Genomic DNA, 25,301 nt, shown 5'->3' on the forward strand with positions numbered 1-25,301 from the left:
GTCGATTATATTGCGGATCGCCGCGGCAGGCGCATTATTCGCGCACGCTGATGCCAAGCGCTTTCATCTTGCGGTAGAGATGGCTGCGCTCGAGGCCGAGGAGTTCGGCGGCGCGGCTGACGTTGTTGCGCGCTTCTTCAATTTTTTTGAGGATGTAGTCGCGTTCGTAGGCGTCGCGCGCCTGCTGCAGCGAGGAGAAGCCATCGCCGGTGCGGACGCTGGCTTTGTGGGTGAGCGGAGGCAGATGCTTGCGCTCGATGCGCAGCGCGCGCGGGTTGAGGATGAGCACGCGCTCGATGACATTCTTGAGTTCGCGGACGTTGCCAGGCCAGTGGTACTGGTGGAGGACTTCGAGGGCCTCGTTGCTGATCTCCATGCGGGGGCGGCCGTACTGGCGGCCGAAGTCGTTGAGGAATTCGCGGACAAGCGGGCCGATATCTTCCTTGCGCTCGCGGAGCGGCGGCACGGAGAACGGAACCACATTGAGGCGGTAGAAGAGGTCTTCGCGGAAGTTTCCTTTGGCGATTTCCTCTTCAAGGTCCTTGTTGGTGGACGCGATGAGGCGCACGTCGACGCGCAGTGGCTGCGTGCCGCCAACGGGCGTGAACATCTGGTCGTCAAGCGCGCTGAGAACCTTGGCCTGCGTCTTGAGACTCATATCGCCGACTTCATCGAGAAAGAGAGTGCCGGAGTCGGCGCGTTCCAATGTGCCGCGCTGTTCAGTTCTTCCGGTGGACGCACCGTGACGGACGCCGAACAACTCTGCCTCGATGTGCGCTTCAGGAATTGCGGCGCAGTTGAGCTCGAGGAAGACACGGTCGCGGCGGAGGCTTTCGGCGTGGATGGAACGCGCGATGAGCTCCTTGCCGGTGCCGGACTCGCCGTAAATGAGCACGCGGCCGTTGGTCGGCGCCATCAGGCGAATCTGCTGGCGCAGCGCCTTGAGAGGCACGCTCTCGCCAGTGAGCACAGAGTTAACGTTGAACTGGCGCTTGAACTCGAGGTTTTCCGAGCGCAGGCGTCGCGCTTCGACAGCGTTCTTTAGAACGATGAGCGTGCGATCGAGCGAGAGCGGTTTTTCGAGGAAGTCGTATGCGCCGAGCTTGGTGGCTTTGACGGCGGTTTCAATCGTGCCGTGGCCGCTGATCATGATCACTTCAGGGCGCGTCTCTGCGGGAAGCTGGTGGATTTCCTGGAGCACGTCGAGGCCGTCGCGATCGGGCAGCCAGATGTCGAGGAGCACGACATCATAAGGCGCGTCTTCAATGAGGATCTTGGCTTCAGCGGCGGTTGGAGCTGATGCGACGCCGTAGCCTTCTTCGCGCAGGATCTCTTCCAGAGATTCCCGGATATTGGCTTCGTCGTCGACGATCAGGACGTGGTTCATGAGTGAATTTCCTTTGTTTGTTCTCGATGCTCGGCGTCGGATGCGGAATCCATCAGCGGTATGCGCAAGAGGAAGCGAGCGCCCTTGGGTGCGTTGCTCTCAGCGCGGATGGAGCCGCCGTGCTCCTGCACTATTTTTGCAGCGATGGAAAGCCCCAGGCCCGTGCCGCGATGCTTTGTGGAGTAGAAGGGCAGAAAGAGGCGCTCGCGAATTTCGTCGTTGATGCCGTGGCCGGTATCGGAGACGGTGATCTCGACGGCGGAGCCGTCTTCGCTCATTGCAGTGGAGACGCAGAGCTCGCGCAGCAGGCTGCCCTGCATGGCCTCGGCGGCGTTGTCGATGAGATTAGCGAGAGCGCGGCGGATGGCGTCATGATCGGCCATTACCAGGGGCAGGTCCGGCGCGAGATCGCGCGTAACCGTGATGGTATCCATGCGCCCGGCGAAGAGTGCGAGGGCTTCTTCAGCAACCCGGTTGAGATCGCAGGGGCGCGGACGCGGCGCGGGAAACTGAGCAAGCGCGGAGAACTGGTCGACGAGGGTACGAAGTGTGCCGACACTGCCAAGGATGATCTCGCTGCATTTCCGAATGATGTTCAACGAGTCAGGCTGCGAGCCGTCCGGATACCGATCGAGGTGCCGCGTGATGCGTTCGGCGGAAAGCGCGATGGGTGTGAGCGGATTCTTGATCTCGTGCGCGACGCGCTGTGCGACTTCTTTCCATGCGAGCTGGCGCTGCACGCGGAGGAGCTCGCTGGTGTCTTCGACGACCAGCACAGTGCCCTGCTTGCCAGAAGCGATGTCGAGGCGTGCGCTGGTGACGGCGAGATGCAGCTTGCGGCCGTTGATACTGGGCTCGAGTTCAGTGGAGGCGGAGCCCATGCGCTGGCTGCGGCGAATGACGGTGGTGATCTCGTCGAGGGACTCCTGCGGAAGGAGTGACTCGATGCGTTCGCCGCGCAGGTCGTGGCCGGCATGATGGCCGATGACCGCGGCGAATGCGCGATTGGCCTGAAGCACAAGGCCGGAACCGTCGAGCGTGACGACGCCGTTGGGAATGGTTTCGAGGATGATTTCGAGCTCCCGGCGGCGCTCTTCGAGTGCCTGGTTGGCGCGGGTGAGCTGGGCGGAAGAAGAGGCCGCACGCTGGCGGCTGGTCTCGAGGTCGGCCGCCATGTGGTTGAACGAGCGGACCAACTCGGCGAGCTCGCCGGTGGTGAGCAGTTCGATGCGTTGTTCATATCTGCCGGCGGCGATGGCATTCATGGCGTCGGCAAGCGCAGCGACGGGACGCGTGATCTGCTTGGAGAGGAAGAGCGCGAGCCAGACTCCGGAGAAAAAGACGAACACCGTGACGACGAGAAGCAGAAGGAAGAAGTTGGAGCGGATCTGCTTGCGCATGCGGAAGAGCTGCCAGTAGGAGGTAGCTCCCGAGCGGATGCGCGCAGTGGTCTGGCTGAGTCCCTGAGGCATAGGCAGCGCAGCGATCACAATGATTCCTGTATTCGTGGATGCTTTGCCCAGTGCGTAGTCCTGTGTGCCGATGTGGAGCATGGCTTCGTTATCGCGCTGGGCGATGTTGAGCAGGTTTGCGTACAGCGCGCCCTGGACTGGGACGGGGGTCGCATCGCGAGCGTCATCGGCTCCGTTCGGCAACCACTGAATGATGCTGGCAGATGCGGTGTCGGGCGGCGCTGCGAAGGTGGTCAGGACAGTCCGGTTGCTCGAATAGATCACGACGAATCCGCCCTGCAGTGTCTGGCGGTGCGAATTGAGAACATCCCTGAGAGATGCTGCATCGCGATCGGCGGCGCCACTGGCGGCAATGGATGTCGCCTCGCTGCGGGCATTGCCGGCGACATACGCGGCGAGTTCGCGGGCGATGCGGATGGAATCGTCGCGGAGTTCGGTGGTGTTGGGCGAGAACCAGCGATCGATGGTCCGGTTCATGAGAAAGAAGCTGAACAGGAACATGAACGTGGCAGGCGTGACGGCGATGAGCGCGGCGCCGAGCACCATGCGTGTGCGCAGGCGAGCACCGAGCGCGCTGGAGCCCTGGTCGGCTGAGAGCTTGAGGAGGTTCCTCAGCAGCAGCATCAGCAGCGCGATGAGCAGGAGAAAGAGAACTACGGTGAGGCCGAAGAAGGCGAGGGTCTCGCCAGAGGTATCAGGAGTAAGGAAGGCGATGTGCGAGGTGTTGAAAGCCTGAAGAGCGCCGAAGAGCGCCGCGACCAGAACCGCTCCCGCGGCGAACAGGAAGACGAGGCGGAGCCGCGGATTCGGCTTCTCAGGCATGGGCCGATTATAGTTGCGGGCGGAGGGCACTGGCGCCGGCTCCCCAGGCAGCGCTTTCGGGGCTCCGCGGATCCTTCCACGGGGCGGCGCCGTCTACCTTCGTAGTACAGCAGGTATGCGAAATACGAGGGGGAGAAAAATGAAGCGAGCGATAGCGTTGGTTTTGTTGCTGAGCTCGGCATGGGCCTGGGGGCAGAAGACCCGTTACGGACAGGCGAATTACGTGCCAATCACCGTTCAGGTTCAATCATCACGCCTGGTGAACCGCTGCGATTCAGAGGGCCGCGTAACGGCATGTGGGTTCGCACAGCAGATCACCGCAGTGATCGATGGCAAGAAGCTGATTCTTGAGGAGAACGGATTTCGTAAAGCCCTTCTTTCGGCGGGCGAGTATCACGCGCGCATGGCCGATGTGCAGACAGCCGGCAAATACGAATCGGAGCGAACGATTGAACTGCAACTTCCCGACGGGAAGACGCGCTGGTACCTGGTGGTAGGTGAGAGCCAATAAAACGCCATCCTCGCGGGGCCGCGAGGATGGCTGGATTTTCAACTATTCGAGGACCGAGGCTGGCGCGGTGAACTCGCGCTGCTGGCTGTCAGCGACGCCTTTGTAGGTGATCTTGCCGGCGAAGGTGTTGAGGCCTTCGGCAAAGCCTGGGTCTTTCCGGAGCGCTTCCTTCGCGCCGAGGGTGGCGATGCGCATCACGTAGGGGAATGTGGCGTTGGTGAGCGCCAGCGTTGACGTGTGCGGCACCGCGCCGGGCATGTTGGTGACGCAGTAGTGAACCACCCCATCGACCGTGTAGCTGGGGTTGGAATGCGATGTGGGGCGCGCAGTTTCAACGCAGCCGCCCTGGTCGATGGCCACGTCGACGATGACCGCGCCCTTCTTCATGCGCGATACCATTTCGCGGGTGACGATTTTAGGGGCGGTTGCGCCGGGGATGAGCACGCCGCCGATGACGAGGTCGGCTTCGCGCGTGGCCTGAGCCACGTTGTAGCTGTTGGAAGCCAGGGTGTAGACGCGGCCATTGAAGATGTCGTCGATTTCACGCAGGCGGTTCAGGTTGAGATCAATGAGGGTGACCTTGGCCCCCATGCCGAGGGCGATTCGCGCCGCGTTGGTGCCGACTACGCCGCCGCCGATGACGGTGACATGCGCGGGAGGAACTCCGGGAACTCCGCCGAGGAGGATGCCGCGGCCACCCTTTTCTTTTTCGAGATAGCTGGCGCCGACCTGTACGCTCATGCGGCCGGCGACTTCGCTCATAGGGGTGAGCAGGGGAAGGGTGTTCTGGCGGTCGCGCACGGTCTCATAGGCGATGCCGGTGACCTTGGCGTCGAGGAGCTTGTTCGTGAGACCGGGAATCGGCGCGAGGTGCAGGTAGGTGAACAGGACGAGGTCGTCGCGAAAGTAGGGGTATTCTTTCTCGATGGGCTCCTTCACCTTAACGACCATGTCGGCCTTGCCCCAGCAGTAGCCCGCGTCACCGACGATCTCCGCGCCCGCGTTCTGGTAGTCCTCGTCGGGGAAGCTGGAGAGAGCGCCCGCGTTGGTTTCAACGAGCACCTTGTGGCCGGCCTCTGAGAGGGTTTTGACGCCCGCGGGAGTGATGCCGACGCGCGCTTCGTTGTCTTTGATCTCCTTGGGAACGCCAATGATCATGTTCTGCTCCTCGACTGCTGGTCTGCGACGGATTGGATGCCTTGCTGCCGGAAGAGTTTCGGGCCCGGTATCCGCAGCACTTTTCGCGTAACGAATTGGATGGTACTGCGCGAATGTAATTTGATGTGTGCAAAGTTCGTAGTAGAACTGCAGTATGGGAACGAAACGTGACGAAACGCAACATCCCGCGCACGAAACGGTCGCGGTGCCCCAAGCGCGGGGTATGGACGACCTCGACACCTCTATTTTGCAGTACCTGGAGCGGCATGGCAGGGCGACGAATTACGAGGTGGGCGAGGCGGTGGGGCTGTCGGCCTCGGCGGCGTCACGAAGGATTCAGGCGCTTGAGGCGATGGGTGCCATCCGCGGGTATCGCGCGTTGATAAACGATCGGCTGTTGGGCAAGCATATGACGGTGTTTGTGCGCGTGACGCTGGAGCGGCAGTCGGCCCCGGTGCTGGCTGCGTTCGAGGGGGCGGTGCGGCATACGCGCGGGATTGTGAGCTGCCACCTGATGGCGGGGCAGTATGACTACATGCTGGTGGCGCGGGTGGCGGATATCGATGATTATGGGCGGCTGCACCAGAATGAGTTGTCGCGGTTGCCTGGGGTGGTGAGGCTGGAGACTAGCTTTGCGCTTAGGGATGTGATGGAGAGTGGAAGGGCGTAAATCGGAAATCTTGGCCGATGACCGGAGCGCGACGAGAGCGTCAACGTCGGCGAGATGACAGAGCTCTGTACAATTGCGTGCAATCGGAGGTTAAAACGAATGGGCAAATTTGCCAACATCACCGAAATGGTTGGAAACACGCCGGTGGTACGAATCAACCGGCTAGCTCCGGAGGGAGTGAACCTGTTTGTCAAGGTGGAGGCTTTCAACCCGCTTGGTTCAGTGAAAGACCGGCTGGCGTTGGGGGTGATTGAAGAGGCCGAGCGGACGGGGAAGCTGAAGCCTGGGCAGACAGTGGTGGAGGCGACGAGCGGGAATACTGGAATTGGATTGGCGATGGTGTGTGCGGCGAAGGGGTATCCGCTGGTGGTGACGATGGCTGAAACATTCAGCATCGAGCGCCGCAAGCTGATGCGCTTTTTGGGTGCGAAGGTAGTGATCACCCCGGCCGCGGCGCGGGCGGTGGGGATGGTAAAGAAGACGGTGGAACTGGCGGAGAAACATGGGTGGTTCTTTACGCGCCAGTTTGAGAATGAGGCCAACCCCGATATCCATTCGGCCACAACGGCGCAAGAGATTCTCCGCGATTTTGAGGGCGAGCCGCTGAACTACTGGGTGACGGGATTCGGCACAGGTGGGACGCTGAAGGGCGTGGCGAGAGTTCTCGCCAAAGAGCGGCCCGAGACCAAAATCGTAGTGTGCGAACCGGAAGATGCTCCCATGCTCTCGAGCGGCATTGAGCAGCAGCGCAACGACGATGGAACGCCTAGCGCCGCGCATCCGAGTTGGAAGCCGCATCCGCTGCAAGGCTGGAGCCCCGATTTTGTGGCCAAGCTGGCGGGTGACGCGATGGCTTCAAAGGCGGTGAGCAAGATTGTGCGGATCAGCAACGCGGATGCGATGCGATGCAGCCGGGAACTCGCGCAGAAAGAAGGGCTGTTTGTGGGGATCACGTCAGGAGCCACGTTCGCGGGGGCGCTGCAGGTGGCGGCGGAGTCAGAGAAGGGGGCGACGATTCTTTGCATGCTGCCGGATACGGGTGAGCGCTACCTGAGCACGCCGCTATTTGCGGATGTGTCGGCCGATATGAATGAGGAGGAGTGGGAGATTGCACGATCAACACCGGGCTGCATTCTGGACCCGGCTAAGTAGGCCATCGGAACGGAGGTGCTCTGCGACGAGCTGATCGGCCCTGCGTGGGCAGAGGAGAAGTACATGCGCGGGAGATCGGCTAGGACTCGAGCCTTGGTTCCTCTCCGAATCTTGCGTGGCGGAGTCGGGCTGCTTGGATCGCTCGCCTTGACCGTGTTTCCTCAGATGATTCTTAGCTGCTTTGCGTTACCCTTGGAATCACCGCGAGTGCCTCACCAGTCACAAGGAGAATCCATGCCGTTGAAGCTTGCCGCTCGGCTTTGCTGTGTTGCTGCTTGTCTTTCGCTGTTCACGCCGGGCCTCGGTTCCGCGCAGGTGCCCACGCCTTCTTCCGTGCTGGGGCATACGCCGGGGGATGATTTCTACCTGGCGGACTACGAGGATACGGTGAAGTACTTTCATGCGCTGGCCGATGCAGCGCCGGACCGCATGAAGATGTTCACGGTGGGCAAGACCACGCAGGGCAGGAATATCGAGATCGGCGTTATCTCGTCTGCGGCGAATATTGCGAAGCTGGATGAGACGAAGCAGGTGGCCGGCCGGCTGGCGCATGCGACGGACCTGAACGACGACACAGCGCGGGAACTCGCGAGGACCAACAAAGTCATTGTGCACATTGACGGCGGGCTGCACGCGAGCGAAGTGGCGGGGCCGCAGCACACGATGATGCTGGCGTACAAGCTGCTTTCGGCGAAGAATGCCCCGCAGATCGATGCGATTTTAGACAACGTGGTGCTTGTTCTGTGGCCTACGCTCAACCCTGACGGGCAGGACATGGTCGTGCACTGGTACCGGCAGAACGTGGGAACGCAGTACGAGGTGAGCCCGCTTCCGATGCTCTACCAGGAGTATGTGGGGCACGATAACAATCGCGACGGCTACATGCTCAACATGAAGGAAGAGCAGGTGGTGACGAAGGCGCAGCTCGAGTACAGCCCCGTGATCTTTTACTGCCAGCACCAGACGGCGCCGTTTCCAGCGCGCATCTGGATTCCGCCGTTTTCCGATCCGATCTCATCGAACATCAGCCCGTATGTGCGGAGTTGGCTGAACGTGGTGGGTACGAACATGGCGGCCTATCTGAATGCGCACAAAATGCCGGGTGCAATCTCTGAGTCGCGCTTCGACAACTGGTATGCGGGGTTCATGGACTGGGCACACGTGTTCCGCGGCGAGATTTCGTTCTTCACGGAGACGGCGCTGTATGAGTACGCTACCCCGCACTTCTACGCGGTGAGCGATTTCCCCAAGCAGTACCAGGACCTGCGCGCGCTGACGATGTATACGACGCCGTGGCAAGGCGGATGGTGGCACTTGCGCGACGCGGTGGACTACATGGTGGGCGGGTCGATGAGTGTGCTGGATCTCGCAGCGAAGAATCGCGAGACGCTGCTCTACAACCGCTACCAGGCGGCGCGCGACACGATTGAGCACTTCAAGAAAGAGCCTCCGTTTGCGTATGTGATCAGCGACAAGCAGACGGACGCGCCGGAGGCAGCGAAGCTGGCGCAGTTGATGATCGACAACGGGCTCGATGTGTATGCGACGAAGGATGGCTTCAAGGCGAACGGCGTGAGTTATCCGGCGGGATCATGGGTGATTCCGATGGACCAGGCCTTCTCCGAGATGGCCAAGGAGCTGTTCGAGAGGCAGAAGTATCCTGACGCGCTGGAGAACGGAACATCGAAATCGATCGATCTGCCGTATGACGTGACGGGATGGACGCTGCCGCTGCAGATGGGCGTGAACGTGGATGCGGTGACGGATCCGCTGGCTGTGGATCAGCGCTCGATGCTGACGAAGGTCAGTAAGGCAGAGGCTCCGGCGGCGACCGTTGATGGCGCCGGCACTGTATTTGCGTTGAGCCATCGGACGAATGCGTCCTTTGAGGTAGTGAATGCTGCGTTGAAAGAAGGGGCAACTGTGACGCTCGCCCAGGATGCGGTGAAGACCGCGAATGGCGCGGAGAAGGGCGCGTTCCTCATCAGCGGTATTACGCGCGACAAACTGGATAGTATCGCAAAGCAAAATGCGGTGGGCGCGATTGCGGTGAGCGCGCCGGCGCATACGCTGGCAATCAAGAAGGCGAAGATCGGTCTCTATCGACCGTGGGCGCCGGCGATTGATGAAGGCTGGACGCGGTGGATTCTGGAGAACTATGGCTTTGAGCCAAAGAGCCTGTATAACGCGGATATCCGCTCAAGCGGCCTGCGCACCCGGTATGACGTGATTGTGCTGCCGGATATGTCGTCGCGGCAGTTGATGGATGGCTTCAACGTGGGCGTGGTGCCGGGGCAGTATGCGGGCGGGCTGGGACAGGATGGCCTGAACAACGTGCGCGAGTTTGTGCGCGAAGGCGGAACGCTGGTGGCACTGAATCGCACGGCGGACGCGTTGATTCCTCTGCTGAGCTTACCGGTGGAGAACGTGATCAAGGGCGCGAAGAGCGACAAGTTCTTCTGCTCGGGCGCGCTTCTGCGCGTGGAAACGGAACATGCGGAACTGCCGACGAATTATGGAGTCACCGATTCACCTGTTGTGATGTTCCAGATGGGGCCGGCTTTCCAACCGCTGCCAGGATTCCATGGCGCGGTGCTGGCGCGGTATTCGAAGCAAACGAATCCGCTGGAGAGCGGGCTGCTGCTGCATCCCGAGGCGATTGAGGGCAAGGCTGCGGCGGTCGAGATGGCGTATGGTCGCGGGCGCATTGTGCTGTACGGGTTCAAGCCGCAATTCCGCGGGCAGTCGCACGCGACATACAAGTATCTGTTCAACGAGCTGTACGCGTATGAGCATCCGGATCTTCCGGCGGATTCGGCAGTACCTGCGAAGGAGAAGGAAGCTGCGCCGGTGATGAAAGCTGCGAAGGCGCAGGAAGAGGATGACGACGATTTCCCGGCCCAGCAGGAGCAGTGATTAGTGTATAGTGGGTGGTGGATCGTGAAAGGCCGCGGCTATGGGCCGCGGCCTTTCCCTTGAGGGGTGCTAAATCATCTTCATGCGGGCGGCGCGCCAGAGGTCGATGCCCACGTCGACTGCGTGAGGCTCGATCTCGGCGAGTTCCTCGGGCGTGAAGGTGACGTTGTTGAGCGCGTCGAGGGAGTTGTCGAGCTGCTCGACGTTGCGCGCACCGATGAGAGCCGAAGTCACGCGCTTGTCACGCAGCACCCATGCGATGGCCATCTGCGCGAGCGATTGGCCCCGCTTCTGTGCGAACTCATTCAGCTTACGGACGTGCGCAATGTTCTTCTCGTTCAGGAATTCATTGAGCAGGGAAGAATTGCCCAGAGCGGCGCGCGAGTCGGCAGGCACGCCATTGAGGTACTTCGTCGTCAGCATGCCTTGGGCCATTGGCGAGAATCCGATGCAGCCCACGCCGAGCTCTTCGAGCGTGTCGAGCAGGCCGTGCTCGATCCAGCGGTTGAGCATGGAGTACGAGGGCTGATGAATGAGCAGCGGGACATTCATACTTTTCAGGATGTCGTGGGCCTGGCGCGTGCGCTCGGGGCTGTAGGAAGAGATGCCGACGTAGAGTGCTTTGCCCTGCTGCACGGCAGTTGCGAGTGCGCCCATGGTCTCTTCGAGCGGCGTATCGGCCCAGGGGCGGTGGGCATAGAAGATGTCGACGTAGTCGACGCCCATGCGGTGGAGGCTGTCATCGAGCGAGGCCAGGAGGTACTTGCGCGAGGCGCCGATGCCGTACGGGCCGGGCCACATGTCCCAGCCGGCCTTGGTGGAGATGATGAGCTCATTGCGGAGGTTGCGGAAGTCCTTGCGCAAGATAGTGCCGAAGTTTTCTTCGGCGGAGCTGTAGGGCGGTCCGTAGTTGTTGGCGAGGTCGAAGTGGGTGACTCCGCGGTCGAAGGCGCGGCGGATCATCGCGCGGCCGGTTTCGAAGACATCGGCGCCGCCGAAGTTTTGCCACAAGCCGAGGGAGATGGGCGGCAGCACGATGCCGGAACGGCCGCAGCGGCGGAAGGTGGCGTCGTCGTAGCGGGATGGATTGGGGACGTAGGGCTTTTCCATGTCTTTTCTCTTTGATCCTACTCAGCGTTGTCGATCTGGGCGCGCTGGAGCTTGTCGCTGTAGTCGACGTAGACGGCCTTCCAGGTTGTGAAGAAGTCCAAGGCTTCGGAGCCTTCGCGGTGGCCGTTGCCGGTGTGCTTCACGCCGCCAAAAGGCAGGTGAACCTCGGCCCCGATGGTGGGCGCGTTGATGTAGGTGATGCCGGCTTCGAGATCGCGGATGGCGGTGAAGGCCTTGTTCAGGTCTTTGGTGTAGAGCGCCGAGGACAGGCCGTAGTCGATGGAATTGGCGATCTCGATGGCTTCCTCGAAGGTGTCGAACTCTAGGATGGAGAGCACGGGGCCGAAGACCTCTTCGCGGGCGATGCGCATCTCGCGCGTTACGCCGGAGAAGATGGTGGGAGCGAAAAAGGTTCCGTTGGCGTAAGGACCGTCGGTGAGCGCGTGGCCGCCGCACTCGAGCTTTGCGCCTTCGGATTTTGCGATCTCGACATAGTTCGTGGAGGTCTCGATCTGGCTGGCGTTGACCTGCGGGCCTACCTGCACGGATTCGTCGATTCCGTTGCCGACCTTGAGAGCCTTGGCGCGCTCGACGAGCTTGGGGATGAACTGTTTTGCGATGCCCATCTGCAGAAGGATGCGGCTGGTGGCGGTGCAGCGCTGGCCCGTGGTTCCAAAGGCGCCCCAGAGCGCGCCGTCAAGGGCGAGGTCGAGGTTGGCGTCGTTGAGGACGATCTGAGCGTTCTTGCCGCCCATTTCGAGCGAGACGGGCTTGAAGGTGGCGGCTGCACGCTGCGCCACGTGGGAGCCGATCTCGCTGGAGCCGGTGAAGCTGATGGCGCGGACGTCTTTGTGCTCGACCAGGGCGTTGCCGACCGCTCCGCCGCCGCCGCAGACGATGTTGAGCACGCCCGCGGGGACGCCGGCTTCGACCAGCGTATTCACCAGGTTGTAGACAGAAAGCGGCGTATCCGTGGCCGGCTTGATGACGCAAGCATTGCCCGCGACCAGGGCCGGGAAGAGCTTCCACGAGGGTATGGCCATGGGGAAGTTCCAGGGCGTGATCATGCCGACGACGCCGAGGGGCATCCGTATGGACATGGCGAACTTGCTCTGGAGCTCGCTGGGGGTCGTTTTGCCGAAGAGGCGGCGGCCTTCGCCGGCTACATAGAATGCTTCGTCGATGGCCTCCTGCACGTCGCCGCGGGTTTCGGCAAGGACTTTGCCCATTTCGCGGGTCATGTCCTGGGCAAACTGCTCCTTACGCTCGCGGAGAAGCTGGCCGGCGCGGAAGAGGATCTCGGCACGCTTGGGGGCGGGAACCAGTCGCCAGGTGGCGAAGGCTTTTTTGGCGGCGGCTACGGCCAGGTCGACGTCTTCGGCGCCGGAGGAGGGGAACTCGCCGACGATGTCGGAGTGGTCGGCTGGGTTTACATTCTTAAACGTTTTGCCGCTGCGGGCCGGCAGCCATTCGCCGCCGATGAGGTTCTGATAGGTCGTGATGGGCATGGAGGTCCTCGAAGAGCAGTTGTTAGTTCACAGTCCTGGTTCACAGTGGGCCGCGGTTTGCACCCGAAGAGGAGGGCCCGCATTAATTCCGACTAAGCGATTCAGTGTGCGTTGCGGCACACGCATTGCACTCAATCTGCTGTATGCTGAAAACACGGCAAACAGAGGAGAGTTTACAGCATTGGCGCGCTCTTTTGCTCGCGTCGGCTGTGGTCTGCCGTGCTGGTCTGCTGCCGTACAATACTCCTTGAGGTTGAACCAATCTTCCAATGTCTTTGAATGGCTATCCTTCGCGCACATCGCGCTCGCACGGCATTCGTTCGCTCTTCAGCATGTTTTCGAGCGACCTTGCGATTGACCTCGGCACCGCCAATACCCTGGTTTACGCGGCTGGAAAGGGCATCGTGGTCAACGAGCCTTCCATCGTGGCCATCAACAAGAACACCGGTGAGGTGGAGGCCGTAGGCAAGGAAGCCAAGGAGATGCTGGGCCGCACTCCCGGCAACATCGTGGCCATCAAGCCGATGAAAGACGGCGTCATCGCTGACTTCAAGGTCACCGAGAAGATGCTGAACTACTTCATCCAGAAGGCGCACAACCGCAAGATGCTGGTGCATCCGCGGATCGTGATCGGCGTACCGTCTGAAATCACGCAGGTGGAAAAGCGCGCGGTCGAGGACTCGGCCTATCGCGCCAAGGCCAGCGAAGTCTATCTCGTTGAGCAGGCGATGGTGGCTGCGATCGGCGCCGGGCTGCCCATCACCGAGCCTTCGGGCAACATGGTCGTCGATATTGGCGGTGGAACCACAGATATCGCGGTCATCTCGCTCTCGGGTATCGTCTACTCGCGCTCGGTGCGCATGGCCGGTAACCAGATGGACGAGGCTATCACCAACTATCTGAAGCGCAAGTACAACCTGCTGATCGGCGAGCGCACGGCTGAGCACATCAAAATGGAGATCGGCTCGGCGTTCCCGTTGGACAAGCCCCTGACGATGGAGATCAAGGGCCGCAACCTGATTGAGGGCGTGCCGAAGACCATCGCCATTGACGACTCGGAAATTCGCGAGGCCCTGGGCGAATGCATTGCCGTGATCATGAACGCGATCCGCGTGGCCTTGGAGCGGACCCCGCCCGAGCTTTCGGCCGATATTTCCGACCGAGGCATCGTGCTCACCGGCGGCGGCGCGCTTATCAAGAACCTCGACAAGCGCATCCGCGAGGAAACGGGACTTCCGGTATCGGTGGCGGACGATCCGCTGGCGTCAGTGGTGCTTGGAACCGGCAAGATGCTGTCGGATTTCAGGCTGCTGCGCAAAATTAAGATCGATTAGAGCCAGTAGGCGCGGGACGCATGAGGATCAGCCTCTTGCCTCCTGCGCCTGTTTACTATCCATCTGCAAGTTAGGCGTTCCAATAAGATCCAATCGCGAAACCCGATACACTGAAGGTGCTCCCGCCGCGCAATTTCTGATGCTTTGAAGCGGGAGTTGAGCCCCATGGAAAGCTTCTTCGTCCGCTACCGGAATCTCCTCGTACTGCTACTGCTGCTGATGGTCCAGATCATCGGGTTGGCCGTGCAGGTGCGCCGGAACGCGGGTGGAAAGAATGTCTACGATCCGGCAGATAGCTCGAGTGTGCGGCTGATCCGGCTATGGGCGAATGCCGCCGTCTCTCCGCCTGAACGGGCCGTGCAGACCTCGAAGACCGGGGTGGGCAGCATCTGGGAGAACTACTTTGCCCTGCGCAACGTCAGGCAGGAGAACAAGGAACTGCAGGAGACGGTGGACCGGTTGCGGGTGGAGCAGGCCGCCTTGCTTGAGGATGCGCGCCAGGGCCAGCGGCTTCAGCAGATGCTGGGCTTCCAGGAGAAGTACTTGTATGCGACGATGCCCGCGCAGGTGATCGGCACCAGCGGCTCCGACCAGTCCTGGGTGTTCACTATCAACAAGGGCGAAAAGGAAGGGCTGAAGCGCGACATGGCCGTCATTTCAGGCGACGGCATCGTAGGCAAGGTGCGCGAGGTATTTCCGCATACGGCGCAGGTGCTGGAGATCAATGACCAGTCGAGCGGGGCGGGCGTGATCCTGGAGCAGACGCGCATTCGCGGCATTCTGCGCGGCAATGCGCAGGGGCAGCCGCAGATTGTCGGCATTCTGGCGGACAACCGCATCAAGCCCGGCGAGAAGGTGCTGACGGGCGGCGGCGACCAGATTTTTCCCCGCGGGCTGCAGGTGGGCGTGGTGGACAAGGTGCTGCCCGACCCTGATCGCGACGGATTCATCCGGGTGATTGTGAAATCCGCGGCGCAGCTTGACAGGCTCGACGAGGTCCTGGTGATTACGAGCACGGAGCCGCGCTTCTCAGACCAGCAGCTGAAAGATATGGCGCAGAGCCAGGACCTGAAGGGCGCAGACGCCGCGGCGCTCGCGGAGCAGCGGAAGGCGTCAGAGATCATGGCGGAGAGGCTGCCGGGCCTGACCGATCCGAATGCTCCGCCGCCAACCGCTCCCAAGACGGCACAGGTGGGGCCCGATGGGCAGCCAGTTCCGGCCACGCCCGCGGTGGTGCCGAAGATCATTCCGCCCGCGCATCCGGACCGATTTACGCCGGGCAATGCGACTACTCCAAATGCGGGCGGGGCAGCGGCGGGGCAGACCGCTCCCAAGGCGAAGAAGCCTGCCGTGCCCAAGCCGGATGCTGAGCAAGGTAATCCGGGGGAGAATCCGCAGGCGACCCGGCCCGTGCCGAAGCCGAGCAATCCACCTGCGAGTCCGCAGCACCGGAGGGAGCGCTAGACGATGCCTGTGCTGATGGCGAACTCCCGCCGCGACCTGGAGATTCACAAGTACCCGGCCCCGCTCTATCTTTTCGTGATCGTGCTGGCGCTGGTGCTGCAGGCCATGCTGCCACGGGCGTTTGGGCAGAACCACATCTGGTTCGACTTCCCGCTGGTAATCACGATCTATTTCGCGCTCGGGCGGCGCAGCCCAATCCAGGGCATGCTGATCGGGGGCTTTGTGGGTATATTCGAGGACGCGCTGACCGGGCGGCCCCTCGGGGTGAACGGCATTGCCAAGACTCTTGCCGGCTACCTGGCAGCGTCCGTGGGTATCCGGATCGACGTGCAGAACTACCTGGTGCGGGTGATGCTGAACTTCGCGCTGACCCTGCTGTGCAATGCGGTTTACCTGTTCATCTATCGCGTGCTGCTGGGGATGGACCTGGAGTGGAACTGGCTGACTCCGCTGTTCCAGTCGATCGGGAATTCGATCATAGCGCTGATTCTGTTCCCCTTCCTGGATCGGTTCCAGATAAGGGATTAGGCGACTCGGACTTTGGCGTGAATCAGAATCGGGAGTGGTACGTCCAATAAGTAATTCCCCTGATCCAGCGCGAACAATCATGCGGCACTTGGGCGCTGAATGTGAGTTCGATTCGCTGTATCTTATATAGAGAAGCACATGTATTCCGACCGTAGTAACCGCGGCGAGAAGCTCTCCAGCTACAAATCGGCGGCAGTGCAATACGGCATCCTTTTGATGATGCTGGCGCTCGCTGCCGGCCTGTGGCGGCTTCAGGTGCTGGGCGCCACCAACTTCCGCGAACTGGCCGAGCAGAATCGCATCCGCAAGGTGCCTATTCTGGCGCCGCGCGGCAAGCTCTTCGATCGCGAAGGGCGGCTGATTGTCGACAACTACCCATCGGTCACGTGCTTCCTAGTTCGCGAGCAGAACAAGAATGTTGACGAAGACCTGCCGATGATCGCGCAGGGCCTGAACCTCGATCTCGACCAATTGAAGGCAACGCTGAAGCACTTCCGCAGCGCCGCGGGATATCAGCCAATTCCCATCAAGCAGGACATCACGGCCGACGAGCAGGCCTTCATCGAGGCGCACCGCAACGAGCTTCCGGAGCTGGAAACCATTGAAGAAGAGCGGCGGCTTTATCCGCGCGATGGCTTTGCGTCGCACCTCATTGGATACGTGGGCGAGGTCAGCGAAGACGACCTGAACAACAATCCACGTTACGCGGCTTATCAGCCGGGCGACGTAGTGGGCAAGGCCGGGATTGAGGAGACATACGACCAGATCCTGCGCGGCGAAGACGGTTCGCAGGACGTGATTGTCGACAGCCACGGGCGTGAGATGGGTGTTCTTGGCACGCAGCACGCCAAGCCCGGGCAGGACTTGAAGCTCACCATCGACCTCGACCTGCAGCGCGCGGCAGAGATCGGACTCGGCGAGAACAACGGTGCCGTCGTCGTCATGGATCCGAGGAACGGGGAGATCCTGGCGTTGGTGTCGCACCCCAGCTACGATCCGAATGCTTTTGCTGTGCGCATCAAGCGCGACGAGTGGAACAAGCTCATCACCGATCCTCGGCACCCGCTGATGAACAAGGCCATCCAGGACCAGCTCGCGCCGGGATCGACATTCAAGATCATCATGTCGGCTGCCGGCTTGCAAGAGGGTGTGGCGCAGGATATGCGCGTCAACTGCGCGGGCGGGGGCACGTTTTACGGGCGCTTCTTCCACTGCGACAAGCATCACGGCGTGCTGGCCATCCAGCAGGCGATTCCGCTCTCGTGCGACACGTTCTTTTATGCGCTGGCGCAGAAGCTGGGCATCGACACGATTGCGAAGTACGCGACCTCGTTCGGACTGAGCCAGAAGACCGGCATAGATCTGCCTAACGAGATGTCGGGCGTGATGCCATCAACGCAATGGGAATGGCGAAACTACCACCAGAAGTACTATGCCGGCAATACGATCTCGGTCGGCATCGGACAGGGCGAGACACAGGTAACGCCGATCCAGTTGCTGCGGGCGCTCTCGGGAATCGCTTCCGATGGGCACTTCGTGCGGCCGCATAGTGTAAATCCGGACCAGCTCCCGGCGGATTTCCGTTCCGCACTGATCGATAGCTTCCCGGGCTCGGGCGAAAAGACGGTGGCCCTCGATCCCGACACGTGGATGACCATTACTGACGGCATGGCAGCAGCGACGACGAGCGGGACCGCGGCGGCCAGCCATATCGAGGGTGTGGATTTTGCCGGCAAGACCGGCACCGCGCAGGTGGTGGGCGGCGGCGACACGCACACCAAGGGCGGCGCGCGCACGCCGAACTCGTGGTTCGTGGGCATGGTGCCAAGACGCAATCCAGAGCTGGCGGTGGTGGTGCTGCAGGAGCACGGCGACTGGGGCTCGAACTCGGCGCACATCGCGCAGGCTATCGTTGTCGACTACGTGAACAAACAGCGCAAGCGCGATAACAATCTGCTGCAGAAGGCGAGCGAGCCGACCAAACCGGTGGAAGTGGGCGCGGTGTGGTCAACGCCTGATAGTGGTGATCCGAAGCACGAGGCGGAGCAGCTTCACACTGGGCATTTCCTCGTGAACCCGAGCGAACCCGCGAAGCAGATCGCGATGAAGCCGCTGAGCCTCGGCGCGCTGTTGAATGCAATGCCGCTGCGCTGGAAAGAGGGTCTCCGATAGTGCGCAAGCTCATCAGCGTACGTGATTTCGATTGGGCTCTCCTGCTGATTGTCCTGCTTCTCTGCGGCATTTCGATCATGGAGATCCATTCGGCGACGCTGCACACAAAGTACATCGGCTTCGACAAAAAGCAGGTGGCCTGGGTGGCAGGCGGCCTGCTCGCGATGTTCATCTTCGCCAAGATCGACTACCACAAGCTCATCGACATCGTTCCATGGTTCTATGGTTTCTTCACTTTCGCATTGGCCGCCGTGTTGGTGCCGGGGATAGGACACAAGGCGCTCGGCGCGCGGCGATGGATCAAGCTCGGACCTATCCTCTTTCAGCCATCTGAGTGGATGAAGCTGGTGATGATCCTGATGGTGGCGCGCTACTTCGCCAACCTGGGCGGCCGGTCATTGAGCTGGAAGGAGATCTTCAAGGCCTTCGCTCTGGTGGGAGTTCCACTCCTGCTGATTCTGAAACAGCCAGATCTGGGCACTACCCTGACCTACGTGCCGGTTCTCATCGTAGGTCTCTTCCTCGGCGGGATCAATGTGAAGCAGGCGGCGATCCTGGTTACGGCGGCCCTGGTACTGGTTGTTGGTGGATGGTCGAGCGGCAAGCTGCTTAAGCCGTATCAAAAGGCGCGTCTGACCAGCTTTATCAATCCTGATAACGACCCACGCGGAGCCGGATACCAGATTCTGCAAGCCAAGATTGCCGTGGGCGCCGGGGGCATCTGGGGTAAAGGCACGGAGAAGGGGACCCAGACGCAGGGAGCGTTCATCCCGATTCCGCACGCGGACTTCATCTTCGCGGCATTTTGCGAAGAGCATGGGTTCGTGGGCGCGATATTTGTGCTGCTGCTATACTTCCTTGTATTGATGCGTTTGATTCAAAACGCTCAAACAGCCGCGGACCTTGCCGGTTCCCTCATTATTATGGGAATCGTGGCTGCGCTGACCTTCCAGATCATGGTCAACGTAGGCATGGTCATAGGCTTTATGCCGGTCACCGGAATCCCTTTACCGTTAATGAGTTACGGCGGATCTTCGGTTCTGTTTACCTTCCTGGCGCTGGGCGTGGCGAACAACGTGCGCATGCGCCGGTTCGTAAACTAGGTTGTATCAAACGGGTTTATTCAAAGGCGGCGCGAGGATGCGCCGCAGGTAAGAGTTTTCAATCACTTGGCCGGCCAGGTTCCAGCGGGAATCGCGGGCCCGGCAGGATTGGGTTCATGAGCACGCAGAAACGGGTAAGCGGTTGGCAGAATGTCCCGGAGCGCGCGGGAGGCAGGGCTATCACGGACCCCTCTCAGGTTGCGCGGTACGTCTGGGCATTGGCCGCCGGTATAACGGCCCCGTTCATGTCGACGGTTCTGTTGGCGTGGAGCTGGGCGGCCACAAAATTTCTGCACAAGGATCAGCCATATAGACATTTTGCTCAGCCGGTATTTGCGGTTGAGCTGCCTGGTTCACCGCCACCCCATCGGGTGCGGTCGCGTCAGCTGCGCCGGCATTTGGCCCGCCAGTTAACCGCCCGCGGTGTGCCAGAGTCTCCAGGTCGTCCTGCCATTCCCCTCTCTTCCGGATTCGCGCCATCTCGTCTGACCTTGCCGTATGTCCCGGCCAATATTTGCCGGGCGGAAAGGCACGATGGCAAAAGAGATTTGTATCTCCTCTACGCCGCATGAGACGCGGCTGGCGATTCTGGAAGACGACCAGCTCGCTGAAATTTATTACGAACGCGAAAACGAGTACACCCTAGCGGGCTCCATTTACAACGGGCGTGTGACCCGCGTGCTCCCCGGCATGCAGTCCGCCTTTGTTGACCTGGGACTGGAGCGGGACGCGTTCCTTTACGTCACGGATTTTCTGGAGCTTGAAGACCAGGAAGAGAGCGACGAAATTGAGAAGGCCGCCGTGTCCGGCGGCAACCAGGCTCCTCGTGAAGTGCGCCACGGCGGCGAACAGCAGCGCGAGGGCGACCGTGGTGAACGGAGCCGGCGTGATCGCGGCGGTCGTGACCGCGACCGTGAACAAGGCCGTGGCCGCGAGCGCGGCGAACAGCAGCGCCAGGTTCCCGAGCCGGGTATTGAGGTTGAGCCGGTCGAGACTGTGATCCAGGCACCCGCCGAGGCAGCGGATGCTGATACCGGCGAAGACATGGACGAAAGCGGCGCGAAGCGCTGGCGTGGACGGCGGCGCCGTCGCGGCGGCCGCGGCGGAGCGCAGCCAGTCCCCGATCCAATTGAGACCGAGGCGTCCGCCGAAACCTATCTTGATCCGAGTGTCCAGCCGGACCTCGACGTTTCCGGCGAGTTTCAGACTCCCCGTCCCGAGCCCTCGCATCGTGAGCAGACCGTGCAGCGCGAGCGGCCTGCGGCTCAGCCCGAGCCAGCCTCCTTTGTTCTGCCCGGCGAATCGCTTTCGAAGTACGGCGGCACACCGGCCGCCAGTGCACCCAAGCCGGAAGCCCCGGCGAGGCCCGTGAGCAGATCGAAGCCTTCGACGATGGTGGAGTCGCCGCTGAGCTGGGATGGTTCGGGGCTGCTTCCAGGGGAATCGCTGGCCCGGCACCGCCAGCCGGCTGCCGAGTCGGCGCAGGTTGAGGTGGATGGCGAGCCCCAGGGCATCTTCTCCGACGCTCCCGCGGCTCACACGCTGGAAATCGAGGAGACCGAAGAGTTCAATCCTGAAACCGACTCCATCGAATCGGTGTATGTCACGCCGGAAGAGCAGCCGCTTCAGGCGCACGAACTCGTTGAAGAGGAGCTGGTTGAAGAGGACCAGCCCCTCGAGAATCTACCCGGCGCTCCGGAGGAAGTAGCCTTCGTTGCAAACGAGACTGATCCTTTTGCCGATCCGTTCTTCACTGCCGATCCGCGCGCGGAGGGCCAGACGGAAGAGCATGCCACCACGGTGAGCGAGGAAGAAGCGCGCACGGCGGCTGTTGAAGAGTCTGCGCACGAGATTCCCGCGGAAGCTGCGTCGGGAACTGAGGAGCAGTCCGAGCACGAAGAGAAGGACCGGTCGGCTTCGCACCATGTTGACCCGCTGCCCCCGAGCGAGTTCCGGTTGTTCGGGTTGGGTGGCAAGAAGAAGAAGGATGATGCGCCTGAGTATCCCTCGGCTGTAGCAGTTCCGGCCGGCGACGAGCCGCAGAAGACCCGTACCGCGAGCGCCTCCTCGTACAGCCCCGGCACGGGCCTGGTGGAGGAGGAGACGATCGAGGAAGAAGAGTTCGACGCTCCCGGCCACGCGCATCACCGCCACGAAGAGGGTGACCTCGAAGACTACGAGGAAGAAGAGAAGCACCACACCTCAACCATCCGCTCGGGTGAACTGGGTGAGATGCTGCAGGAGGCCCACCTCGATCACAAGATTCAGCTCCGCTTCGACGACAAGAACGGCGGCGAAGAGGATGAGGACATCGCGGTTGAAGACGAGGACGAAGTCGACGAGGGAGATGAGCAGCAGGCTGCCGCCGAAGGCGCGCCCGCTCCCAGCCGTGATCGCCGCGACCGCAATGGGCGCGGACGCCGCGGGCAGCGTGGAACCGGCGACCGCGGCGAGCGCGGCAATCGTCGTGGCGGCCCGTCGCGCCGCTCTGCGCAGACCTCCGACCTGCCGATCATTTCGGATCTTCTGAAGCCGGGGCAGGAAATCCTGGTGCAGATCGCCAAGGAGCCCATCGCCAAGAAGGGTGCGCGCATCACGAGTCACATCGCGCTTCCTGGGCGGTTCCTGGTATTCATGCCGACGGTTTCGCACGTTGGCGTGAGCCGCAAGATCGCTTCCGACGAGGAGCGCCAGAGGCTGAAGCGGATCCTGATCAGCGAACGCGGCGAAACTGGCGGCGGATTCATTGTCCGCACGGCCGCCGAAGGAGCGAGCGAAGAAGAGCTTCGTGCTGACCTGCGCTTCCTGATTCACCTGTGGGAAGAGATCAAGGAGCGCAGCGAGAAGTCGAAGTCGCCGGCGCTGATTTACCACGATCTTTCGCTGATCGAGCGCATTCTGCGCGACCAGGTGAGCGAGAACTTCTCTGCGATCTGGGTTGACTCGCAGGATGACTACGAGCGCATCGTGCGCTTTCTCAACCGGTTCGCGCCCAACATGGTGCGCCGCGTCAAGCTTTATACCAAGGAGACGCCGCTCTTCGAGCACTTCGGCATTCAGGACGAAATCTCGAAGGCGCTGCGTTCGAAGGTGTGGCTCAAGTCCGGCGGGTCGATTGTGATCAACCAGACTGAAGCGCTGGTCGCCATCGACATCAACACCGGCAAGTACGTGGGCAAGACGGCGCGGCTGGAAGACACCATCGTGAAGACGAACCTGGACGCGATCCCTGAGATCGTGCGGCAAATCCGTCTACGCGATCTGGGCGGCATCATCGTCATCGACTTCATTGACATGGACGAGCGCAAGAATCGCTTCAAGGTTCTGGCAGCGCTCGAAGAGGCGTTGAAGGCTGATCGCGCTCCGACCAAGGTTCTGCAGTTCAACGACTTTGGTCTTGTGGCGATTACCCGCAAGCGCGTCAAGCAGTCGCTGGAGCGTACGCTGAGCGTGCCCTGTCCTACCTGCCAGGCGACCGGCATGGTGAAGAGCCCGTCCACGGTGGCGAACGAGATATACATCGAGCTCAGGAAGATGCGCCGCCACTTTGAGAACCCCGATGTGCTGGTCCGCGTGCACCCTGAAACCGTGAAGGTGCTCAAGGCCAACAACGCACGCTGGCTGACGGACTTCGAGGACCTGACGGGGAAGAACATTCTGGTGAAGAGCGATGCCACGCTGCATCCGGAGCAGTTCGATATTCAGGGGTGAAGCAGGGAATAGGGAATAGGGAGTAGGGAATAGAAAAGGCCGGAGCGATGCTCCGGCCTTTTTGTTTCAGGCGTTTGAAGGAGGGGCTTACTTCAGGGGTGAAGCGGAGCCGGCCAGCGTGGCGATGATGAGGAATGCGATGACGCACGCTGCGAAGATGAGGCCGGCGCTGGTAGCGCGGGATTCCAGTTTGCTCATGGTTCGTTAGCCCTCCGCCTGGGAACGACCGCGCGCTCAGGATTCGCGCGGTGTTCCAGCTCACTTGAACAAATACAGTTTGGCGGGTCTCAGCGGCTACTGGCAGTGATATCAGTCACACTTGGCACGTCGGGCGCCAGCTCGGTTCCGGAACGCCGCTCGATGTGAGCGCGAGGGGTCTCTTGATTCGAATGGATGCAAGTTCGGGTGTTTACTTATAAGTACAAAGGCCTCTTTCCTGTTTGAACAAGCTGTTTCGCTGGTATGAAATTTTGTAGACGTGTATGTGTTTTATTTTGTGCTAGTTGAATCGATCTTTGGCGAATATATGGAGAAGTAAAAACAGGGGGAGGGGTAGCTAATTTTCTAGTAACCCCAGTTGGTGATTAGTTAATCCCCTCAGCGTATCTCTTTCATCTTTCGGCTGGACGGGGTTTTTCGGTCCGGAGTGTGGGTAGACACAAATCACAACGTTCTCACGATACGAGAGCAGAGTTCTGCGAGTAAGTGATGGCGGTCACGAGTGGAAGCTGAAACGCCGGGGCTGAAGAGTCTGCGTGAGAACTGGCCCAGCGCGCCCCTCCTCAGTTGCGGGCTCGGACGATATGCCGCGATGCGGGCCGCGGTGGCTGATTTCTGTCGTCCCTTGTATCTCTGAATGAGCGGCAGTTTCGGTGAGACTGTTGCAGTGGGGGAGCCGAGGCATCGGCTCCCCCGCGGGCGGGCGGCTCCCGTACGTCCCCAGGTGATCGCTCACCGTCCCGGAGCATAGGGACCGCTGCCCAAGTCACGTACGACCGAACAGTCGCACGATCTCATTCGAACATACAAGGCAGGTTATCGTGACACAGATGGTTTGTGGCGTAGATGTTGCTTCCGAGTCCCTGGAAGTTCGCATTGGCCAGCAGGGTGCGGCAGGGTCTTTCCCCAACACCCCCGAAGGGATTATGGCGCTGGGCGCCTTTTGCCAGGCACATCAGGTTGAAATGGTGGCCATGGAAGCCACCGGCGGGTACGAACAACTGGCGTTTGCGCAGCTATCGGAACAAGGCCTTGCGGTGGCCATCGTGAACCCGCGCGCGGTGCGCCAGTTCGCTCAGAGCATGGGCTCACTGGAGAAGACCGATCGCATCGACGCCGCCATGATCGCCTGGTACGCCGAAGTGAAGAAGCCGCAGCCAGCCTGCCTGACGCCGCCCGGCCAGCAGCAGTTGCGGGCGCTGGTCACGCGTCTTCGCCAGCTGACCGATGTGCGTACGGCGCAACGCAACCAGCAGCGGTTGGTTACCGATCGCGCCGTGCAGGTTTCCTTCGCCAAGTTGCTGGCCTTCGTTGCCCGCCAGATCCGCGATCTGGAGCAGCGCATCGCCAGGCTGATCGAGCAGGACCCGCTGTGGCGGGAACTCAACCAGGCATTTCGCACCATCAAAGGCGTGGCCGACCGCACCGTGGCGCGGTTGATGGCGGAGATGCCGGAGATCGGCCTGCTGTCCAACAAGACCGTCTCCAAACTGGCCGGGCTGGCTCCTTTGGCCAACGACTCGGGAAAGCAGCAGGGCAAACGCGCGGTGCGGGGAGGACGCGCCGCGGTGCGCGACATCCTCTACCTCGTGGCTGGTGTGGCGGGCCGCTTCGAGCCGGACTTCACCGCCTTTCAGCAGCGCCTCCGCGCGGCCGGCAAGCCGCCCAAGGTCGTCCGCATTGCGCTCGCCCACAAGCTGCTGGTGCGGCTCAACGCCAAGGCCCGCGAGGTGCGCTGTCGGCTGGCGCTTCAGACCACTTCCTCCCGGGCTTGCGCCTGAACATGCTAATCTCCCACTCGCCGTAGCCGCTCGGTTGTGGGAAAGCGGGAAACGCGCTCTCTGCGTTTTCCGAGGCGCAGCGCGCCGTCTTTTCCAGCAACCCCTCCATGAACCCTTGACAAATCAGACAGTCGCTCCGGGGCTTAGAGGAGCATAGGGTCAGTTTCCCCGGATTCTCGTCCGCGCGTGGCGCGCGAACTTCATCCGGGGCTATTATCGTGCTGCACCTCCGGGGCGCTGCCGCTTCGCGGTCTGGTTCGATCTGTTCTCGCGCAGACACTAA

At 61.3% G+C, this 25,301-nt stretch carries 16 protein-coding genes; 11 read left to right on the forward strand and 5 right to left on the reverse strand.

Annotation, left to right across the window (positions count from 1 at the left end; translation table 11 throughout):
* Positions 1–34: 34 nt before the first annotated feature.
* Together MOP44_RS10285 and MOP44_RS10290 are read right to left on the reverse strand one after the other, a co-directional pair.
* A complete protein-coding gene (locus MOP44_RS10285) occupies positions 35–1,387 on the reverse strand; it encodes a sigma-54-dependent transcriptional regulator (protein WP_260795948.1) in 1,353 nt (450 codons plus the stop codon).
* The gene (locus tag MOP44_RS10290) at positions 1,384–3,681 is read right to left on the reverse strand and encodes a sensor histidine kinase (RefSeq protein WP_260795949.1); all 2,298 of its coding nucleotides are present in this window, start codon (positions 3,679–3,681) and stop codon (positions 1,384–1,386) included. The genes MOP44_RS10285 and MOP44_RS10290 overlap by 4 nt, the downstream gene beginning before the upstream one ends.
* Positions 3,682–3,820: 139 nt before the next feature.
* Between MOP44_RS10290 and MOP44_RS10295 the strand changes: the two genes are divergently transcribed.
* Positions 3,821–4,192, forward strand: coding sequence for a hypothetical protein (locus MOP44_RS10295; protein ID WP_260795950.1), 372 nt, complete (start codon positions 3,821–3,823; stop codon positions 4,190–4,192).
* 42 nt (positions 4,193–4,234) lie between these two features.
* On the opposite strand, the gene ald is transcribed toward MOP44_RS10295, so the two are convergent.
* Entirely contained in the window at positions 4,235–5,350 is a 1,116-nt protein-coding gene (gene ald, locus MOP44_RS10300; RefSeq protein ID WP_260795951.1) for an alanine dehydrogenase, read from the reverse strand.
* Between the two features lie 154 nt (positions 5,351–5,504).
* On the opposite strand from ald, the gene MOP44_RS10305 reads away from it, so the two are divergent.
* The 3 genes from MOP44_RS10305 to MOP44_RS10315 all read left to right on the forward strand — a co-directional run bounded on the left by MOP44_RS10305 (position 5,505) and on the right by MOP44_RS10315 (position 10,088).
* Complete coding sequence (locus MOP44_RS10305; protein ID WP_260795952.1) at positions 5,505–6,020, forward strand: Lrp/AsnC family transcriptional regulator; 516 nt, start codon at positions 5,505–5,507, stop codon at positions 6,018–6,020.
* 99 nt (positions 6,021–6,119) lie between these two features.
* Positions 6,120–7,172 carry a cysteine synthase A gene (gene cysK / locus MOP44_RS10310; protein ID WP_260795953.1) on the forward strand — a complete coding sequence of 351 codons (1,053 nt, stop codon included), beginning with the start codon at positions 6,120–6,122 and terminating at the stop codon, positions 7,170–7,172.
* A gap of 234 nt (positions 7,173–7,406) precedes the next feature.
* The gene (locus tag MOP44_RS10315) at positions 7,407–10,088 is read left to right on the forward strand and encodes a M14 family zinc carboxypeptidase (protein WP_260795954.1); all 2,682 of its coding nucleotides are present in this window, start codon (positions 7,407–7,409) and stop codon (positions 10,086–10,088) included.
* Between the two features lie 69 nt (positions 10,089–10,157).
* Here MOP44_RS10315 and mgrA read toward each other — a convergent pair whose 3' ends face one another.
* Entirely contained in the window at positions 10,158–11,198 is a 1,041-nt protein-coding gene (gene mgrA, locus MOP44_RS10320; protein ID WP_260795955.1) for an L-glyceraldehyde 3-phosphate reductase, read from the reverse strand.
* A gap of 17 nt (positions 11,199–11,215) precedes the next feature.
* Positions 11,216–12,706, reverse strand: coding sequence for an aldehyde dehydrogenase family protein (locus MOP44_RS10325; RefSeq protein WP_260795956.1), 1,491 nt, complete (start codon positions 12,704–12,706; stop codon positions 11,216–11,218).
* A 269-nt stretch (positions 12,707–12,975) separates the two neighbouring features.
* Here MOP44_RS10325 and MOP44_RS10330 point away from each other — a divergent pair, with 269 nt between their 5' ends.
* The 7 genes from MOP44_RS10330 (at position 12,976) to MOP44_RS10360 (ending at position 25,018) form a co-directional block, all read left to right on the forward strand.
* On the forward strand, positions 12,976–14,040 hold the full coding sequence (locus MOP44_RS10330) for a rod shape-determining protein (protein WP_313901062.1): 1,065 nt from the start codon (positions 12,976–12,978) through the stop codon (positions 14,038–14,040).
* 165 nt (positions 14,041–14,205) lie between these two features.
* On the forward strand, positions 14,206–15,504 hold the full coding sequence (gene mreC / locus MOP44_RS10335) for a rod shape-determining protein MreC (protein ID WP_260795958.1): 1,299 nt from the start codon (positions 14,206–14,208) through the stop codon (positions 15,502–15,504).
* A gap of 15 nt (positions 15,505–15,519) precedes the next feature.
* A complete protein-coding gene (gene mreD, locus MOP44_RS10340) occupies positions 15,520–16,032 on the forward strand; it encodes a rod shape-determining protein MreD (protein ID WP_260796632.1) in 513 nt (170 codons plus the stop codon).
* A 138-nt stretch (positions 16,033–16,170) separates the two neighbouring features.
* Positions 16,171–18,204, forward strand: coding sequence for a penicillin-binding protein 2 (gene mrdA / locus MOP44_RS10345; RefSeq protein WP_260795959.1), 2,034 nt, complete (start codon positions 16,171–16,173; stop codon positions 18,202–18,204).
* Complete coding sequence (gene rodA / locus MOP44_RS10350) at positions 18,204–19,307, forward strand: rod shape-determining protein RodA (RefSeq protein ID WP_260795960.1); 1,104 nt, start codon at positions 18,204–18,206, stop codon at positions 19,305–19,307. The genes mrdA and rodA overlap by 1 nt, the downstream gene beginning before the upstream one ends.
* A gap of 534 nt (positions 19,308–19,841) precedes the next feature.
* Positions 19,842–23,018 (forward strand): Rne/Rng family ribonuclease, encoded by a 3,177-nt coding sequence (locus tag MOP44_RS10355; RefSeq protein ID WP_260795961.1) that lies wholly within the window; start codon positions 19,842–19,844, stop codon positions 23,016–23,018.
* A gap of 1,040 nt (positions 23,019–24,058) precedes the next feature.
* Positions 24,059–25,018, forward strand: a complete 960-nt coding sequence (locus MOP44_RS10360; protein ID WP_260794022.1) for an IS110 family RNA-guided transposase — start codon at positions 24,059–24,061, stop codon at positions 25,016–25,018.
* Positions 25,019–25,301: the final 283 nt, after the last annotated feature.

Origin of the sequence: Occallatibacter riparius, assembly GCF_025264625.1 — a bacterium.
Lineage (GTDB): Bacteria > Acidobacteriota > Terriglobia > Terriglobales > Acidobacteriaceae > Telmatobacter > Telmatobacter riparius.

Coding starts and splice junctions, on each gene's coding strand:
- mreC (WP_260795958.1), top strand. CDS start 14,206: ATGGAAAGCTTCTTCGTCCGCTACCGGAATCTCCTCGTACTGCTACTG.
- MOP44_RS10290 (WP_260795949.1), bottom strand. CDS start 3,681: ATGCCTGAGAAGCCGAATCCGCGGCTCCGCCTCGTCTTCCTGTTCGCC.
- MOP44_RS10295 (WP_260795950.1), top strand. CDS start 3,821: ATGAAGCGAGCGATAGCGTTGGTTTTGTTGCTGAGCTCGGCATGGGCC.
- MOP44_RS10315 (WP_260795954.1), top strand. CDS start 7,407: ATGCCGTTGAAGCTTGCCGCTCGGCTTTGCTGTGTTGCTGCTTGTCTT.
- MOP44_RS10355 (WP_260795961.1), top strand. CDS start 19,842: ATGGCAAAAGAGATTTGTATCTCCTCTACGCCGCATGAGACGCGGCTG.
- ald (WP_260795951.1), bottom strand. CDS start 5,350: ATGATCATTGGCGTTCCCAAGGAGATCAAAGACAACGAAGCGCGCGTC.
- mgrA (WP_260795955.1), bottom strand. CDS start 11,198: ATGGAAAAGCCCTACGTCCCCAATCCATCCCGCTACGACGACGCCACC.
- mrdA (WP_260795959.1), top strand. CDS start 16,171: ATGTATTCCGACCGTAGTAACCGCGGCGAGAAGCTCTCCAGCTACAAA.
- MOP44_RS10285 (WP_260795948.1), bottom strand. CDS start 1,387: ATGAACCACGTCCTGATCGTCGACGACGAAGCCAATATCCGGGAATCT.
- cysK (WP_260795953.1), top strand. CDS start 6,120: ATGGGCAAATTTGCCAACATCACCGAAATGGTTGGAAACACGCCGGTG.
- MOP44_RS10325 (WP_260795956.1), bottom strand. CDS start 12,706: ATGCCCATCACGACCTATCAGAACCTCATCGGCGGCGAATGGCTGCCG.
- MOP44_RS10330 (WP_313901062.1), top strand. CDS start 12,976: ATGTCTTTGAATGGCTATCCTTCGCGCACATCGCGCTCGCACGGCATT.
- MOP44_RS10305 (WP_260795952.1), top strand. CDS start 5,505: ATGGGAACGAAACGTGACGAAACGCAACATCCCGCGCACGAAACGGTC.
- mreD (WP_260796632.1), top strand. CDS start 15,520: ATGGCGAACTCCCGCCGCGACCTGGAGATTCACAAGTACCCGGCCCCG.